This is a genomic window from Georgenia sp. G2120 (assembly GCF_055326485.1).
The window spans coordinates 63,211-78,292 of sequence record NZ_JBUZNL010000008.1; the positions used below are offsets into that span (position 1 = coordinate 63,211).

At 74.2% G+C, this 15,082-nt stretch carries 14 protein-coding genes and 1 pseudogene; 3 read left to right on the forward strand and 12 right to left on the reverse strand.

Annotated elements, in window-relative coordinates:
* Positions 1-6 precede the first annotated feature (6 nt).
* On the reverse strand, positions 7-1,173 hold the full coding sequence (gene ispG / locus ACZLMO_RS10255; protein WP_425712968.1) for a flavodoxin-dependent (E)-4-hydroxy-3-methylbut-2-enyl-diphosphate synthase: 1,167 nt from the start codon (positions 1,171-1,173) through the stop codon (positions 7-9).
* A 180-nt stretch (positions 1,174-1,353) separates the two neighbouring features.
* Here ispG and ACZLMO_RS10260 point away from each other — a divergent pair, with 180 nt between their 5' ends.
* Positions 1,354-1,833 (forward strand): SRPBCC domain-containing protein, encoded by a 480-nt coding sequence (locus tag ACZLMO_RS10260; protein WP_425712967.1) that lies wholly within the window; start codon positions 1,354-1,356, stop codon positions 1,831-1,833.
* A 74-nt stretch (positions 1,834-1,907) separates the two neighbouring features.
* Positions 1,908-2,456: an ArsR/SmtB family transcription factor gene (locus tag ACZLMO_RS10265; protein WP_463653685.1), complete on the forward strand. Its 549-nt coding sequence runs from the start codon at positions 1,908-1,910 to the stop codon at positions 2,454-2,456.
* On the opposite strand, the gene ACZLMO_RS10270 is transcribed toward ACZLMO_RS10265, so the two are convergent.
* From ACZLMO_RS10270 to rpsB, 9 genes and pseudogenes are all read right to left on the reverse strand, one after another.
* A complete protein-coding gene (locus ACZLMO_RS10270; RefSeq protein WP_463653686.1) occupies positions 2,446-3,762 on the reverse strand; it encodes a M50 family metallopeptidase in 1,317 nt (438 codons plus the stop codon). The two genes, ACZLMO_RS10265 and ACZLMO_RS10270, sit on opposite strands and share 11 nt — an antisense overlap.
* Positions 3,759-5,135, reverse strand: coding sequence for a 1-deoxy-D-xylulose-5-phosphate reductoisomerase (locus tag ACZLMO_RS10275; protein ID WP_463653687.1), 1,377 nt, complete (start codon positions 5,133-5,135; stop codon positions 3,759-3,761). The genes ACZLMO_RS10270 and ACZLMO_RS10275 overlap by 4 nt, the downstream gene beginning before the upstream one ends.
* Positions 5,132-5,659 (reverse strand): DivIVA domain-containing protein, encoded by a 528-nt coding sequence (locus tag ACZLMO_RS10280; RefSeq protein ID WP_463653688.1) that lies wholly within the window; start codon positions 5,657-5,659, stop codon positions 5,132-5,134. The genes ACZLMO_RS10275 and ACZLMO_RS10280 overlap by 4 nt, the downstream gene beginning before the upstream one ends.
* A complete protein-coding gene (rlmN, locus tag ACZLMO_RS10285) occupies positions 5,656-6,993 on the reverse strand; it encodes a dual-specificity RNA methyltransferase RlmN (protein ID WP_463653689.1) in 1,338 nt (445 codons plus the stop codon). The genes ACZLMO_RS10280 and rlmN overlap by 4 nt, the downstream gene beginning before the upstream one ends.
* A gap of 34 nt (positions 6,994-7,027) precedes the next feature.
* Complete coding sequence (locus tag ACZLMO_RS10290; RefSeq protein WP_463653690.1) at positions 7,028-8,023, reverse strand: phosphatidate cytidylyltransferase; 996 nt, start codon at positions 8,021-8,023, stop codon at positions 7,028-7,030.
* Between the two features lie 19 nt (positions 8,024-8,042).
* The gene (gene frr, locus ACZLMO_RS10295) at positions 8,043-8,600 is read right to left on the reverse strand and encodes a ribosome recycling factor (protein WP_425712960.1); all 558 of its coding nucleotides are present in this window, start codon (positions 8,598-8,600) and stop codon (positions 8,043-8,045) included.
* A gap of 4 nt (positions 8,601-8,604) precedes the next feature.
* Positions 8,605-9,312 (reverse strand): UMP kinase, encoded by a 708-nt coding sequence (gene pyrH / locus ACZLMO_RS10300; protein ID WP_425713187.1) that lies wholly within the window; start codon positions 9,310-9,312, stop codon positions 8,605-8,607.
* A gap of 232 nt (positions 9,313-9,544) precedes the next feature.
* Positions 9,545-10,381, reverse strand: a pseudogene (tsf, locus tag ACZLMO_RS10305) (translation elongation factor Ts); the annotation flags it as partial.
* A 25-nt stretch (positions 10,382-10,406) separates the two neighbouring features.
* Positions 10,407-11,459, reverse strand: coding sequence for a 30S ribosomal protein S2 (rpsB, locus tag ACZLMO_RS10310; protein ID WP_463653691.1), 1,053 nt, complete (start codon positions 11,457-11,459; stop codon positions 10,407-10,409).
* Positions 11,460-11,897: 438 nt separating this feature from the next.
* Between rpsB and ACZLMO_RS10315 the strand changes: the two genes are divergently transcribed.
* Complete coding sequence (locus ACZLMO_RS10315) at positions 11,898-12,602, forward strand: murein hydrolase activator EnvC family protein (RefSeq protein WP_463653692.1); 705 nt, start codon at positions 11,898-11,900, stop codon at positions 12,600-12,602.
* 143 nt (positions 12,603-12,745) lie between these two features.
* On the opposite strand, the gene ACZLMO_RS10320 is transcribed toward ACZLMO_RS10315, so the two are convergent.
* Positions 12,746-13,717: a tyrosine recombinase XerC gene (locus ACZLMO_RS10320; RefSeq protein ID WP_425712956.1), complete on the reverse strand. Its 972-nt coding sequence runs from the start codon at positions 13,715-13,717 to the stop codon at positions 12,746-12,748.
* Between the two features lie 18 nt (positions 13,718-13,735).
* The gene (dprA, locus tag ACZLMO_RS10325; protein WP_463653693.1) at positions 13,736-15,034 is read right to left on the reverse strand and encodes a DNA-processing protein DprA; all 1,299 of its coding nucleotides are present in this window, start codon (positions 15,032-15,034) and stop codon (positions 13,736-13,738) included.
* Positions 15,035-15,082 lie beyond the last annotated feature (48 nt).

Here is a 15,082-nt window from a genome sequence, read left to right on the forward strand (position 1 = left end):
CCGCGGTCAGTGGACGGTGACGGCCGGTGCCGCACCGGCCTCGTCCTCGAGCCCCATCTCGGCCGCGATGCGGTTCGCCTCCTGGATGAGGGTGTCGACGATCTGGTCCTCCGGCACGGTCCGGATGACCTCGCCCTTGACGAAGATCTGGCCCTTGCCGTTGCCGGACGCCACCCCGAGGTCGGCCTCGCGTGCCTCGCCCGGGCCGTTGACGACGCAGCCCATGACGGCCACCCGGAGCGGGACGGTGAGGTCCTTGAGCCCCTCGGTGACCTCCTCGGCCAGGGTGTAGACGTCGACCTGCGCGCGCCCGCACGACGGGCACGAGACGATCTCCAGCGTCCGCGGCCGCAGGTTGAGCGACTCGAGGATCTGGTTGCCGACCTTGACCTCCTCGGCCGGCGGGGCGGACAGCGAGACGCGGATCGTGTCGCCGATGCCCTGCGAGAGCAGCGCGCCGAACGCCACGGACGACTTGATCGTGCCCTGGAAGGCGGGGCCGGCCTCGGTGACGCCGAGGTGCAGCGGCCAGTCGCCGGCCTCGGAGAGCAGCTCGTAGGCGCGGACCATGACGACCGGGTCGTTGTGCTTGACCGAGATCTTGAAGTCGTGGAAGTCGTGCTCCTCGAACAGCGACGCCTCCCAGATCGCCGACTCGGCGAGGGCCTCCGGCGTGGCCGAGCCGTACTTCTTCAGCAGGCGCGGGTCGAGTGAGCCGGCGTTGACGCCGATCCGGATCGACGTGCCGTGGTCCTTGGCCGCCTGGGCGATCTCCTTGACCTGGTCGTCGAACTTGCGGATGTTGCCGGGGTTGACGCGCACGGCGCCGCAGCCGGCCTCGATCGCCGCGTAGACGTACTTCGGCTGGAAGTGGATGTCCGCGATGACCGGGATCGTCGACTTCGCCGCGATGACCTTGAGGGCCTCGGCGTCCTTGTCCGTGGGGCACGCGACCCGCACGATGTCGCAGCCGGTGGCCACGAGCTCGGCGATCTGCTGGAGCGTGGCGCCGATGTCGTGGGTCTTCGTCGTCGTCATCGACTGGACCGAGACCGGGGCCCCGTCGCCGACAGGGACGTCGCCCACCATGATGCGGCGGGTCTTGCGCCGCGGCGCCAGCACGGGCGGCGGCTGCTTGACGGTCGGGATGCCGAGATTGATGGGGACGCTCACCCGCCCAGTATCGCACCGCCGTCCAGACACGTCCCGCGTGCGAGACCGGCGACACGATCCACGGCGCACGACGACGAACGGCACATGCAAACGACCGCTTGCACCTGGCGGCCGCGGGCTCTATGCTCGACCTGCAACCAGCTACTTGCACAACGTGTCCGTCGACTCGAGGAGCCCGCCATGGACCGCACGCCGCTCGACACCACGCCCGTCGCCGACCTCGACGCCGGCACCATCACCCGCACCGTGCTCGTGCGCGCCCCGAAGCAGGAGACCTGGGAGGCCCTCACGGACCCCGAGGCGATCGGGCAGTGGTGGGGCATGCCCGCCGACGTGCCCGGCGGGATGCGCGAGGGCGCCACCGGGACGCTCGAGTGGCGCGACCACGGCCTCATGCCGATCCGGGTCGCCCGGTTCGACGTGCCGACCCGATTCGACCTCGTCTGGGGCCAGCTCGGCGAGGAGGAGCCCGGCGAGACCGCCTCCCTCGTGCAGTTCACCCTCGACGACGACGGACAGGGCCGCACCCTCGTCACCGTGCTCGAGTCCGGGTTCCGGCACCTGCCGACCGCCGAGCGCCGAGCGGCGATGGACGACAACGTCGGCGGATGGATCCAGGTGCTGGACTCGTTCGTCGCCCACGTCGAGGCGCGGGCGTGACGGCCGGCGCAACGCGCCAGACACCGGGCGGAGCCTCGGGGCAATCGGCGAGCGCCGCGTCCGGCGGGCCGGCGGTGACCGCGGACTCCCCCGGCGGCCCCCGATCCCCCGGCGACCCCGACTCGCCCGCTCCCCTGTTCGCTGCGCTGGCGGACGAGACGCGGTGGGAGGTCCTCCGCGCGGTCGGACGTGCGCCGTCGTCGGCCTCGGAGCTGGCCCGCACGCTGCCGGTGAGCAGGCAGGCGATCGCCCACCACCTCGAGACGCTCGCGCAGTTCGGGCTCGTCGAGGCCGCGCGCGAGGGGCGGCACCTGCGCTACCGGGCGCTCGGCGCTCGGCTCACGCAGCTCGCGACCGCGCTCGAGAGCATCGGCCGCGGCTGGGACGAGCGGCTCGACCGGCTCGCGGCGCTGGCCGAGGCTCGGGCGGCGGACGGCGCCGAGGCACTGCCCGGTGGCGGGACCGAACCCGACGGCGGGGTGGCGCGGGGTGCCGACACGCTGCCCGACGGCGGGGCGGCGCAGGGTGCCGACACGCTGCCGGACGACGGGGCGACGCCGGGTGCCGACACGCTGCCGGACGGCGAGGCGGCGCCGGTCCTCGGGGAGGCCGCTAACCCGTGAGCGAGACCGGCACGACGATGTCCGCGACGACGAGCAGCACCGTCATGCCGATCATGAAGGCGACGACCACGTAGGTGAGCGGGAGCAGCCGCGCGGTGTCCGCGGGTCCGGGGTCGGGCCGGCCGCGCAGCCGCGCGACGAATCGCCGCAGTCCCTCCCACAGGGCGCCGGCCACGTGGCCGCCGTCGAGCGGCAGCAGTGGGACGAGGTTGAAGACGAAGAGGGTCATGTTGAGCGCGCCGAGCAGCGAGAGCAGGTCGGCGAACCGCTGGACGCCCGTGTACTCCGGCGCCTCGACCGACGCGATCTCGCCGGCGAAGCGGCCGACGCCGACGAGCCCGACGACGCCGGGGTCCCGCTCCTGGAGGCCGAAGGTGGCCTTGGCGACGTCGACGAGGGCGACCGGGAGCCGCACGATGATCTCCGCGGTGCCCGTCAGCTGCTCCCACGCCATCCCGGGCACCTCGGTGACGGAGAGCCGGTCCTGCGCGAACGCCGGTCCGATGCCGACGTACGGCGTCGGCGCGGTCCCGCCGCCCTCGACGGGGCGCTCGACGACCTCGGGCGTCACCGTGAGGGCGACCTCGGTGCCGTCACGCTCGACGACGACGTCGGTGGGGACGGCCCCGCCGCTCGCGATCGTCTCCTGCACCTCGGTCCACTCCTGCACGGCCACGCCGCCCCAGCTGACGATCTCGTCGCCCGGCTGCAGGCCGGCCGCGGCGCCCGGGCCCGCGAGGCAGTCGGCATCGCCGGTTGCGGGCGTCGTCGTCGGGCTCTCGTCCGTGCCGCCCTCCCCCGTGCCCGCCGACGTGGCGACGCACTCCTGGACCGAGTCGAGGGTGGTGGTGGGCGCGGAGATCCCGATCCCGCACACGACGATCGCGAGGAGGATGACCGACAGGACGAGGTTGACGAGCGGACCGCCCATCATGACGACGATCTTCTTCCCGACCGGCAGGCGGTGGAAGGCGCGGTGCTCCTGGCCCTCGGGGACCTCCTCGGCGGAGATCTCGCGGGCCTCCTGCGCGAGCGTGGGCCGGCCGTCCTTGCGGTGGGTGCGGCGCCCGGGGCGGGCGGGGGCGAACATGCCGGCGAGCGTGACGAACCCGCCGAGCGGGATCGCCTTGAGCCCGTACTCGGTCTCGCCGCGGCGCGTCGACCACAGGGTGGGGCCGAAGCCGACGAAGTAGCGCGGGACGAGGACGCCGAACCGCTTGGCCGGGACGAGGTGCCCGAGCTCGTGCAGGCCGATCGAGGCGACGAGCCCGACCGCGAGGACGAGGACGCCGAGGAGGAAGCTCACGCGGCCGCGACGAGCTCGCGCGCGCGGGCGCGGGCCCAGCTCTCGGCGGCCTCGACGTCGGCGAGCACCGGCTGCGCGACGCCGTCGTGCTCGGCGAGGACGCGCTCGACGACGTCGAGGATCCCCAGGTAGGGCAGCCGCCCGGCGATGAACCCGGCCACGGCCTCCTCGTTGGCGGCGTTGACGACCGCGGGGTGCGTGGCCGAGGCGGTGAGGGCGGACCGGACGAGGGAGACGGCGGGGAACGTCGCGTCGTCGAGGGGCTCGAACGTCCACGAGGTCGCGGCGTCCCACGCGCACGGCGTCGCGACGCCCGGCAGGCGGCGCGGCCAGGACAGGCCGAGCGCGATCGGCAGGCGCATGTCGGGCGGGGAGGCCTGGGCGAGCGTGGAGCCGTCGACGCTCTCGATCATCGAGTGGACGATCGACTGCGGGTGGACGACCACCGTGATGTCGTCGGGCGCCACGTCGAACAGCAGCGACGCCTCGGCGAGCTCGAGCGCCTTGTTCATCAGTGTCGAGGAGTTGATGGTGACGACCGGGCCCATGGCCCAGGTCGGGTGCGCGAGGGCCTGCTCGACCGTGACGTCGGCGAGCTGGTCGCGCGTGCGACCGCGGAACGGGCCGCCGGACGCGGTGAGGACGAGCCGGCGCACGTCGCTCACGCCGGTGACGACCGGCGAGGTCAGGCCCTTCTCGTGGCGCACTCCCCCGAGACCCTGGGCCATCGCCGAGTGCTCGGAGTCCACGGGGACGATCTGCCCCGGGTGCGTGAGGGCCTCGGCGACGAGCGCGCCACCCGCGACGAGGGACTCCTTGTTGGCCAGGGCCAGGGTGGCGCCCGACGCGAGCGCGGCGAGGGTGGGCCTCAGGCCGACCGACCCGGTGATGCCGTTGAGCACGACGGCGGACGGCACCTCCCAGCGGTCCGACCCGTCCGGCCCGGTGGAGCCGACCGATCCGTCCGACCGGTCCGAGCCGCTCGACCGGTCCGACCCGGTGGAGCCGGCCGCCCCGTCCGACCGGTCCGGTGCAGCAGGCGCGTGGGGTCCGCGGTTGGCTGCCCCGAGCAGACCGGCCACCTCCGTGGAGGCCGTCGGGCCGACGACGAGCTCGGGCAGGGCGGCGCCGGCGCCGAGCGCGGTGGTCAGGGCCTCCCGGACGGCGTCGAGTTGGTGCTCGTCGGCGACACCGACGACCTCGGGCCGGTGCGCGGCGACCTGCTCGGCGAGGAGCTCGGGGCGGGCGCCCGAGGCCGCGAGCGCGCGGACGACGAAACGACCCTGCTCACGAGCGTTGGCACCCTCGACGACGTCGAGCGCCTGCGTGCCGATCGAACCGGTCGAGCCCAGGAGGACGATCTCGGTGCTCATGCGCGCGCGAGCACGACCTCGACGACGCGGTCGAGGTAGACGTCGACGACCGCCTCGCTGTAGGCCTTCCTGCCCTGGGCGGGCGGGAACGTCACGGCGCGCACGTCCTCGGCGGTCAGGCCGTGGCCGGTCGAGAGGTACTCCTCGACCCGGCCGAGGAACGCGTCGACGGCCGTGGTGGAGTACCCGGCCGAGCTCGGCCGCACGAAGCGCTCACGCTCGGGACGCTGCAGCCGGGGCCGGAGCGAGTCCGTGAGATCGGCGACGTGGGCCTCCCAGCCCTCCGGGCCGGCGTCGGCGACCGCCCGCTGGCGCCGGCGACGCGTGTGGCTCTCCTCGAGCCGGTCGAGCGCGAGGTCCACCTGCTCGGGGTCGTAGCCGGCCGGGACGAGGTCGAACGCCGCCTGGCGGACCGCCGTCTCGTCGATACCGCCGTCGACGTCGCGGGCGCGCGTGAAGAACTCGTCGACCTGGTCGGCGTCGTAGCCCTCCTCGCGGCGGCCGACCCGTGCGAAACCCCTCATGCCTGTGGCTCCTTCTGCGTGGGCTGGTCGATGACCTCGGCGGCCAGCTGGCCGCAGGCGCCGTCGATGTCGGATCCGCGCGTGTCGCGGACGGTGGTGGGGATGCCCGCGTCGCGCAGCTCGGCGACGAACGCGGCCTCGACGTCCCGCTCCGACGCCGTCCAGATGGAGCCGGGCGTGGGGTTGAGCGGGATGGGGTTGACGTGGACCCAACCCTTGCCCCGCCGGTTCAGCTCTTCCGCGAGCAGCCGGCCGCGCCAGGCGTGGTCGTTCATGTCCTTGATGAGCGCGTACTCGATGGACACGCGCCGGCCCGTGGCCTCGAAGTAGCGGCGGGCGGCGTCGAGGAGCTCGCCGACCTTCCACCGCGAGTTGATGGGGATGAGCTCGTCGCGCAGCTCGTCGTCCGGCGCATGCAGGGACACCGCGAGGGTGACGGGGATGCCGGTGGCGGCGAGCTTGTCGATCGCGGGCACGAGCCCGACCGTGGAGACCGTGATGTTGCGCGCCGAGAGGCCGAGTCCCGCGGGCGCCGGGTCCACCATGCGGCGCACGGCCCCGATGACCGCCTTGTAGTTGGCCATCGGCTCGCCCATGCCCATGAAGACGACGTTGCTCAGGCGGGTGGGTCCGCCGGCGAGGTCGCCGTCCCGGCACGCCGCCGCGGCGAGGCGGACCTGCTCGACGATCTCGGCGGTCGACAGGTTGCGGGTCAGCCCCTGCTGGCCGGTGGCGCAGAACGGGCAGGCCATGCCGCAGCCGGCCTGCGAGGACACGCACAGCGTGGTGCGCGACGTGTAGCGCATGAGGACGGACTCGACCATCGCGCCGTCGTAGAGCTTCCACAGCGACTTCACGGTGGCACCGCCGTCGGCCTGCATGTCCCGCACGCGGCTCACCAGCGGCGGGAGGAGGGTCTCCGCGAGGGAGTCGCGGGTGGCGGCCGGCAGGTCCGTCATGTCGGCCGGGTCGTTGGTCAGGTGCCCGAAGTAGTGCCGCGAGAGCTGGTCGACCCGGAACCCCGGCAGGCCGAGCTCCTTGGCGACGCCGGCCCGCTCGTCCACCGCGAGGTCCGCGAGGTGCCGCGGCGGCTTCCCGCGACGCTTCGCCGTGAAGGTCAGCTGGAGGCGTTCACCGGGGGCCGCGCCCTCGAGAGCGGGCCGGACCTGGCGGCCGGCGGCGGGTGCGGCTGTGGCGCGCGCAGGATCGGCGGTGGCCGTCGCGGCGGCGGTGGACGACGTCCGCGTGGGCGCGGTCGAGCGCGCACCGTCGGACGCGGCGCCGGTCGATGCGGCGCGCGGGGCGGGCGTGCGGGGCGAGTTCTCGGAGGTCATGGCGGGCTCAGTGTCTCACCGACCGGCCCGCAGGTCAGCCCGCGGCCCGGGCGAGCGGGCCGAGTGTGAGGTAGACGAGAGGGAGCGTGAGGATGATCGAGTCGATGCGGTCGAGCAGGCCCCCGTGCCCTGGCAGGAGGTTCGACATGTCCTTGACGCCGAGGTCGCGCTTGAGGAGGGACTCCGCGAGGTCGCCGATCGTGGCGGTGCCGACCGCGACGAGCCCGAGGCCGAGGGCCAGCCACAACTCTTCCCCGAGGAGCACGGTGACGAGCAGGTAGGAGACGAGCGCGCACGCGAGGACCGAGCCGACGACGCCCTCCCACGACTTCTTCGGCGAGATCGTGGGCGCCACCGGGTGCTTCCCGAACAGGATCCCGGCCACGTAGCCGCCCGTGTCGTTGGCCGCCGCGAGCAACGCCACGGTGAGGACGAGCAGGACGCCGTCGTCCATCCGCACGAGGAGGACCGCGAACGAGACGAGGAAGGGGACGTAGGTGAGGACGAAGACGTCGGCCGCGGCGTCCCGGACGCCGTTCGTGCCGCGGCGCGCGAGGACGGCGACGGTGACGACGAGCGCGACCGCGCCGGCGTAGGCGGCGAGCAACCCGCGCTCTCCCGCGAACCACGTGGCGGCGACCATGACGACGCCGCCCGCCGCGACGGGGCCCCGGGCGATGTCGATGTGCCGCTGGGCAGCCGCGGCCGCGAGCTCGAACGTGCCGACGACGGCGACGAGCGCCACCAGCGCGACGAACGGCTCCGGCCGGAACACCAGCGAGAGCGCGAGCAGCGTGATGAGGCCGATCCCGACCGGGATCGCCCTGCTCAGCTCGCGGCCCGCGCGGGGGCCCGTCCGCACCGGCGCGGCATCCTCGGCGGAGGGGGCGGTGGCGGTGGGGCCGTTCGTCGTCGTGCCGGCGTGGTCAGCACCCGGCACGGGGCCCGCCCCGGACGCGGACCCGGCGGCGGGCCCCCCGGTGACGGGCACCGGGGCGCCCGGGCCGGGCGGCGTCGTCGGAACGTCCATGGTGGCGGCCCCTCGTGGGTCAGACCTCGAGGAGGTCCTTCTCCTTGGCCTCGACGACCTGGTCGATCGTCTCGACGTGGCTCTTCGTCAGCGCGTCGAGCTCCTTCTCCGCGCGCGTGCCCTCGTCCTCGCCGACCTCGCCGTCCTTGACGAGGCGGTCGAGCTCCTCCTTGGCCTTGCGGCGCACGGCGCGCACCGAGATGCGGGCGTCCTCGGCCTCGTTGCGGGCGAGCTTGACGTAGTCGCGGCGACGCTCCTCGGTCAGCGCCGGGAGGACGACGCGCAGGACGTTGCCGTCGTCGGTCGGGTTGACGCCGAGGTCGGAGGCCCGCAGCGCCTTGTCGATCGCGGAGGACGCTCCCCGGTCGTACGGGGAGATGAGGACCGTGCGGGCCTCGGGGATCTGCAGCGAGGCGAGCTGCTGCAGGGGCGTCGGGGCGCCGTAGTAGTCCACGAGGATCGCGTTGAACATCGCGGCGTTCGCACGGCCGGTGCGGATGTTGCTCATCCGGTCACGGGCCACCTCGACGGCCTTGTCCATCTTGTCCTCTGCCTCGAGCAGGGTGTCGTCGATCACGTGGTCACTCCTCGTCTGTCTCGCCGGCGGTCACCAGCGTGCCGATCTTCTCACCCAGCAGGGCGCGGGTGACGTTACCCCGGTCGGTCATGCCGAACACCCGCATGGCCAGCCCGTTGTCCATGCACAGCGAGAACGCGGCGGCGTCGACGACCCGCAGACCGCGGGCGAGCGCGTCCGCGTAGGTGAGGTGGTCGAGGCGGACCGCGCTCGGGTCGGTGCGCGGGTCGGCGGTGTAGACGCCGTCGACCCCGTTCTTGCCCACGAGGACCTCGTCGCAGTGCGTCTCGAGGGCGCGCTGGGCGGTGACGGTGTCCGTGGAGAAGTACGGCATGCCCGCGCCGGCGCCGAACACGACGACGCGCCCCTTCTCCATGTGCCGGATCGCGCGCAGCGGGATGTAGGGCTCCGCGACCTGGCCCATCGTGATGGCGGTCTGCACGCGCGTGCGCACGCCCGACTGCTCGAGGAAGTCCTGCAGCGCGAGCGCGTTCATCACCGTGCCGAGCATGCCCATGTAGTCGGCGCGGGAGCGGTCGAGCCCGCGGGCGCTGAGCTCCGCGCCGCGGAAGAAGTTGCCGCCGCCCACGACGATGGCGATCTCGACGCCCTGGCGGTGCGCGTCCGCGATCTCGCGGGCGACCCGGAGCACGACGTCGGGGTCGAGCCCGACCTCGCCGCCGCCGAAGACCTCGCCGGAGAGCTTGAGCATGACGCGGCGCCGGGCGGGGGCGTTGCGCCCCGGGCCGCCGGGGGCGATCTCACCCGGACCGGTCCCTCCCGGGCTGGTCCCGCCGTGCGTCAGGTCGGTGTCGGTTCGGTCGGTCATCGGCGCTGGTCTCCTTCGGGCGGCGCGGCGTGTGCCGGGGAGCGGGTCGATCTCGTGCGGATAGGCGGGTGGCCCCGGACCGTGCGGTCCGGGGCCAACAATTGTTCCTGGGTCGGGCTCCAACGCGGAAGCGGGCGAAGCCCGTCACCGTGCCGCCCGAGGCGCCGACGACCTGCGCGACCGTCTGCTTCGGGTCCTTGGCGAACGCCTGGTCGACCAGGACGTTCTCCTTGTAGAAGCCGTTCATCCGGCCCTCGATGATCTTCGGCAGCGCCTGCTCCGGCTTGCCCTCGGCGCGCGAGGTCTCCTCGGCGACGCGGCGCTCGTTCTCCACCGTCTCCGCGGGGACGTCCTCGCGGGTGAGGTAGGCCGGCGAGTACGCGGCGACGTGCAGGGCGACGTCGTGCGCCGCCTCGGCGCCCGCCGCGTCCGTGGCGACCAGGACGCCGACCTGCGGCGGGAGGTCCTTGGCCGTGCGGTGCAGGTAGGACGCGACCTTCTCGCCCTCGAGTCGCTCGACGCGACGGACCTCGATCTTCTCGCCGATGGTGGCGGCGAGGTTCTCGACGGCGTCCTTGACGGTGCCGTCGCCCGACGGGGCGGCGAGCAGCGTCTCGACGTCGGTCGCGCCCGAGGCCACCGCGGCCTGGAGCACGGCGTCGGCCAGCGCGACGAACTTCTCGTTCTTCGAGACGAAGTCCGTCTCCGAGTTGACCTCGACCATCGTGCCGATCTCGCCGGCGCCGCCGGGGCTGACGTCGATGGCGATGAGGCCGTCGGACGCCGCACGCCCCTCGCGCTTGGCGATGCCCTTGAGACCCTTCACGCGGATGATCTCGGTGGCCTTCTCGGTGTCGCCGTCGGCCTCGACGAGGGCGTTCTTGACGTCGAGCATGCCGGCACCCGTCGACTCGCGCAGGGCCTTGATGTCGGCCGCGGTGTAGTTGGCCATGGGTTCCTCTCTGTGCAGGTGGGAATCAGTTGGCGGTGGTGTCGGTCGAGTCCGTCGCCTCGGCCGCGGGGGCCTCGGTGGCGGTCTCGGCAGCCGGAGCGGCCTCAGCGGCCGGAGCCTCGGTGGCGGGCGCCTCGGCCGGAGCGGCCTCAGCGGCCGGAGCCTCGGTGGCGGGCGCCTCGGCCGGAGCGGCCTCAGCAGCCGGGGCCTCCGTGGCCGGAGCGGCCTCAGCAGCCTGGGCCTCCGTGGCCGGAGCAGCCTCAGCCTCGGCGGCGGGCGCCTCGGTCGCGGCCGGGGTGGCGGCGTCGGACTCGTGCGCGGCGAGGAGCTCGCGCTCCCACTCGGCGAGCGGCTCGGCGTCGTCGGCCTGGGCGCCCTTGGCGCCGCCGTGCCGGACGACGAGACCCTCGGCCGCAGCGTCCGCGATCACGCGGGTGAGCAGGGCGACGGAGCGGATCGCGTCGTCGTTGCCCGGGATGCGGTAGTCGACCTCGTCCGGGTCGCAGTTGGTGTCGAGGATCGCGACGACCGGGATGTTGAGCTTGCGCGCCTCGGAGACCGCGAGGTGCTCCTTCTTGGTGTCGACGACCCACACGGCGGACGGGATCTTGCCCATGTCGCGGATACCGCCGAGGGTGCGCTCGAGCTTGACCTTCTCGCGGTGCATCATCAGCAGCTCCTTCTTCGTGTGGTGGGAACCCGCCACATCGTCGAAGTCGAGCTGCTCGAGCTCCTTGAGGCGCTGCAGCCGCTGGTGCACGGTCGAGAAGTTGGTCAGCATGCCGCCGAGCCAACGGTGGTTGACGAAGGGCATCCCGACGCGGCGGGCCTGCTCCTCGATCGCCTGCTGCGCCTGCTTCTTGGTGCCGATGAACAGGATGGTCCCGCCGTGCGAGACGGTCTCCTTGACGAACTCGTAGGTCCGGTCGATCTCGGCGAGCGACTGCTGCAGGTCGATGATGTAGATGCCGTTGCGCTCCGTGAGGATGAAGCGCTTCATCTTGGGGTTCCAGCGGCGGGTCTGGTGACCGAAGTGGACACCGGACTCGAGCAGCTGACGCATGGACACGACGGCCATGGCTCTTCCTTTCGGTGCGGGATCGCCCGCACGCGTTCGGCCCCGACGCTCGGCGGCGGGGCCCTCTCCGTGGTTGTCGGTCGTGACCGGGTGGCCACGACCCCTGGTGCCTGCGACGTCGGCGCCCGCGAGGCGGGACCGCTGCCGATCGCCCCGCCGACCGAGGCCGTCCGCGCGGGGCGGGGGCTGGTGCGGCGGTGAGCAGGCACGCGAAGTCGACCGGCCAGAGACCGGTCGCCCTGTCATGGTAGCGGAGCGGGACCGGGGCTCGCGCGCCGATCGGTGCGTCGTGGGACTCACGTGACCACGGGGGCGCAGGTGTTTCCATGTGTCGCACTCCTGAGCACGACGTCCCCACAGGCGGTCCCGCGACGCCGCCGTCCACCGGTCGCGGCGATCGCCGGACGCGGTGGTGCGGCGATGCGGTGGCCTGGTGCCATGACCCCACGACGCGCACCCGGTCGCCCCGACGACGACGTCGTCCGCCGCGCCCTCCTCGTCCTCGCCCTCACCGTCTGCCTCACCCTGCTGGGCGCACGCGCGCCGGCCGCGCACGCCCTGCCCGGTGCGCCGTCCCCGCCGGGGCCGGTGGTCGGCCCCGTGGTCGGTCCGGTCGGGGGCTCGCTCTCGCTCGCCGTCGGAGGGACCCCGCACGACGCCGGAGCGTCGCCCGGGGTGGCGACCGGCACCCTTCTCTCGCCCGACGTCGATCCGTCGGACGGGTCCGTCGAGTACGACTGGCCCACCGGTGGCGCGGTCCCGGTGCTCGCCCCGTTCGAGGGGTCGGAGTCGCGGTACGGGCCGGGGCACCGCGGGGTCGACCTCGACGTCCGGCCCGGCACGACGATCGTCGCGGCGGCCGACGGCGTCGTCGCGTTTACCGGCCAGGTCGCCGGGCGGCCCGTCGTGTCGATCGACCACGCCGACGGGCTGCGGACGACCTACGAGCCCGTGTCGGCAAGCGTGTCCGCGGGCGACCGGGTCACTGGTGGCGAGGTGGTCGGGACCCTCGCGGCCGGCCACTGCCCGCCGCCAGGGTGCCTGCACTGGGGCGCGCGGCGCGGGAGCCACGACTACGTCGACCCGCTCTCGCTGCTCGGCGACGCACCGCAGCCCGTCCGGCTGCTCCCGCTCGGCCGGTGAGGGGCGGGCGTCGGGAGCAGTACCGCCGATCGTCCGGGTGAGCCGGGTAGGCGCCCGGGCGTGTTGGGCGCGCGGGCGTGTTGGGCGCGCGGGCGTGTTGGGCGCGCGGGCGTGTCGGGCTCGCGGGTAGGCCTGGACGGGTGTCAGGCGCGCGGGTGGGCCTGCGTGAAGACGGACCGCAGGCGCTCGGGGCTGACGTGGGTGTACCGCTGCGTCGTGGCGAGCGAGGAGTGGCCGAGGATCTCCTGGACCGAGCGGAGGTCCGAGCCGCCGGCGAGCAGGTGCGTCGCGGCGGAGTGCCGCAACCCGTGCGGGGCGAGGTCGGCGACGCCGGCGAGCGCCGTCGCCCGGTGGAGCATGCCGCGCACGGTCCGGGCATCGATGCGAGAGCCCCGGACACCGACGAACAGCGCCCGCTCCCCCGCGCGCACCGGGAGCGACGGGCGCCCCTCGTCCGTCCAGCGGCGCACGGCCTCGGCCGCCGGGACGCCGAGCGGGACGACCCGTTCCTTGTTCCCCTTGCCGACCACGCGGACCGTGCGCTCGGCGAGGTCGACGGCGCCGAGGTCGAGCGAGACGAGTTCCCCGACCCGCAGGCCGGTCGCGTAGAGGAGCTCGAGGGCGGCGTGGTCGCGCAGGTGGGTGGGGTCGCCGTCCTCGGCGCGCTCGGCGGCGGAGCCGAGCAGCTGCTCGACGGCATCGACCCCGAGGACGGTCGGCAGGTGGCGGTCGGGGCGCGGCGACCGCAGGCGTTGCGCGGGATCGACGTCGACCCGGCCGGAGCGCGCGAGCCAGGCGCCGAGGGACCGCACGGCGGCCGCACGACGCGCGAGGGTCGAGCGCGCGAGCCCCTCGGACCGTTGGCCGGCGAGCCACGATCGCAGGTCCGTGAGATCGATGGCCGTGAGGTCGACCTCGGAGTCGTCGTCGGCGTGCCCGAGGTGGACGAGGAGCGTGGTGACGTCGCCGAGGTACGCGCGCACGGTGTGCGCGGAGAGCCCCCGCTCACCCGCGAGGTGACGCTCGAACCCGGCGAGCAGCTCCCCGCGCGGGACGACCGAGGTGGTTGCGGCGGCCGCGGCGGACCCGTCCGACCCGGCGATCGTCCCCGTCATGGCACGCAGGGTACGCCGTCAGCCGCCGGGACGCTGCCCGCTCCGTCGCCACCGTTCTCCCACCGGCTCGACCCGGCCGGAGAGTTCGAGGAGGCCGAGCGCCGAGCGGACGGTCCTCGTGTCGAGCCCGGCGTTGCGCGCGATGGAGGACTCGTCGGCGGCGCGGACGGCCGGCAGGGCGTCGAGCACCCGCCGGCACGCAGGGTCCAGACCGTCGAGAAGGCCCGGGAGCATCCCGTCCTCCTCCGTCGACGGGCCGTCCCCACCAGGCAGCGGGTCCGTTCCTGCGTCGTCGGTGGTCCCCCGACCGTTCGTGCCGGTCGCCGCCAGACTCGTGCCGATGGGCAGGGCCAGCTCTGCGAGCTCCTCGGGCCTCGTCACGCACGTGGCCCCCTGCTCGCGCATGAGTCGGTGGCAGCCGGCGGACGCCATCGAGGTGATCGGTCCCGGGACCGCACCGAGCGGGCGCCCCATCGACGCGGCGTGCCGCGCGGTCGACAGGGCACCCGAGCGCAGGGCCGCCTCGACCACGAGCGTCGCGCCCGAGATGGCGGCGATGAGGCGGTTGCGCGAGAGGAACCGGTGCCGCGCCGGGTTCGACCCGGGCGGGGACTCGGCGACGACGGCTCCGTCGTCGAGGAGCTGCGCGAGCATCTCCGCGCTGCCCTGCGGGTAGAACCGGTCCGCGCCGCCGGCCATCACGGCGACGGACGTTCCCCCGACGACGAGCGCCCCGCGGTGCGCGGCCGTGTCGATCCCGTACGCACCACCCGAGACGACGACGAGGCCCGCCCCCGCGACGCCGGCCGAGATCTCGGCGGCCGCCGTCATCCCGTACGGGGTCGAGGCCCGCGAGCCGACCACGGCGACGGCGCGCCGCTCGAGCGCGGCCCGGCGCCCGCGGCCCCAGAGGCCGGCCGGCGCGTCCTCCCCCAGGTCGTCGAGACCGACCGGCCACCCGGGGGCGCCAGGGATCGTGAACCAGCCACCCAGGCTCTCGATCGTGTCGAGGTCGCGCTCGGGCGCGAGCCGGTCGAGGCGCGGGGCCCAGCGCGCGACGGAGGTGGCGAGGGTGCCCCGCCCGACCTCGGCGTCGTGGGGCGCCGCGGGCAGCACCGTCGCGGAGACGGCGCGGCGGACCCAGTCGAGCGCCTCGACCGCGCCGAGGACGGCGATCAGCCGGTGCGCCTGCGGGTCGGCCCCCTCGACGAGCCGCGTCCACGCGGCGGCCGCGACGACCTCCGCCGAGCGTTCAGGTCGATTCCCTACCGCGAGTGCGGTTGGGGTTTCTGGCGAGAGTGCGGGTGAGCTGTCCATCGAGCGTGCCAGGCCTTCTTCGGTCGAGAGTGCGGGTGAGGTGTCCGT

Coding starts and splice junctions, on each gene's coding strand:
- ACZLMO_RS10320 (WP_425712956.1), bottom strand. CDS start 13,717: ATGACGGGGACGATCGCCGGGTCGGACGGGTCCGCCGCGGCCGCCGCA.
- rpsB (WP_463653691.1), bottom strand. CDS start 11,459: ATGGCCGTCGTGTCCATGCGTCAGCTGCTCGAGTCCGGTGTCCACTTC.
- ACZLMO_RS10315 (WP_463653692.1), top strand. CDS start 11,898: ATGACCCCACGACGCGCACCCGGTCGCCCCGACGACGACGTCGTCCGC.
- ACZLMO_RS10260 (WP_425712967.1), top strand. CDS start 1,354: ATGGACCGCACGCCGCTCGACACCACGCCCGTCGCCGACCTCGACGCC.
- rlmN (WP_463653689.1), bottom strand. CDS start 6,993: ATGACCTCCGAGAACTCGCCCCGCACGCCCGCCCCGCGCGCCGCATCG.
- ACZLMO_RS10275 (WP_463653687.1), bottom strand. CDS start 5,135: ATGAGCACCGAGATCGTCCTCCTGGGCTCGACCGGTTCGATCGGCACG.
- dprA (WP_463653693.1), bottom strand. CDS start 15,034: ATGGACAGCTCACCCGCACTCTCGCCAGAAACCCCAACCGCACTCGCG.
- ACZLMO_RS10290 (WP_463653690.1), bottom strand. CDS start 8,023: ATGGACGTTCCGACGACGCCGCCCGGCCCGGGCGCCCCGGTGCCCGTC.
- ACZLMO_RS10280 (WP_463653688.1), bottom strand. CDS start 5,659: ATGAGGGGTTTCGCACGGGTCGGCCGCCGCGAGGAGGGCTACGACGCC.
- pyrH (WP_425713187.1), bottom strand. CDS start 9,312: ATGCTCAAGCTCTCCGGCGAGGTCTTCGGCGGCGGCGAGGTCGGGCTC.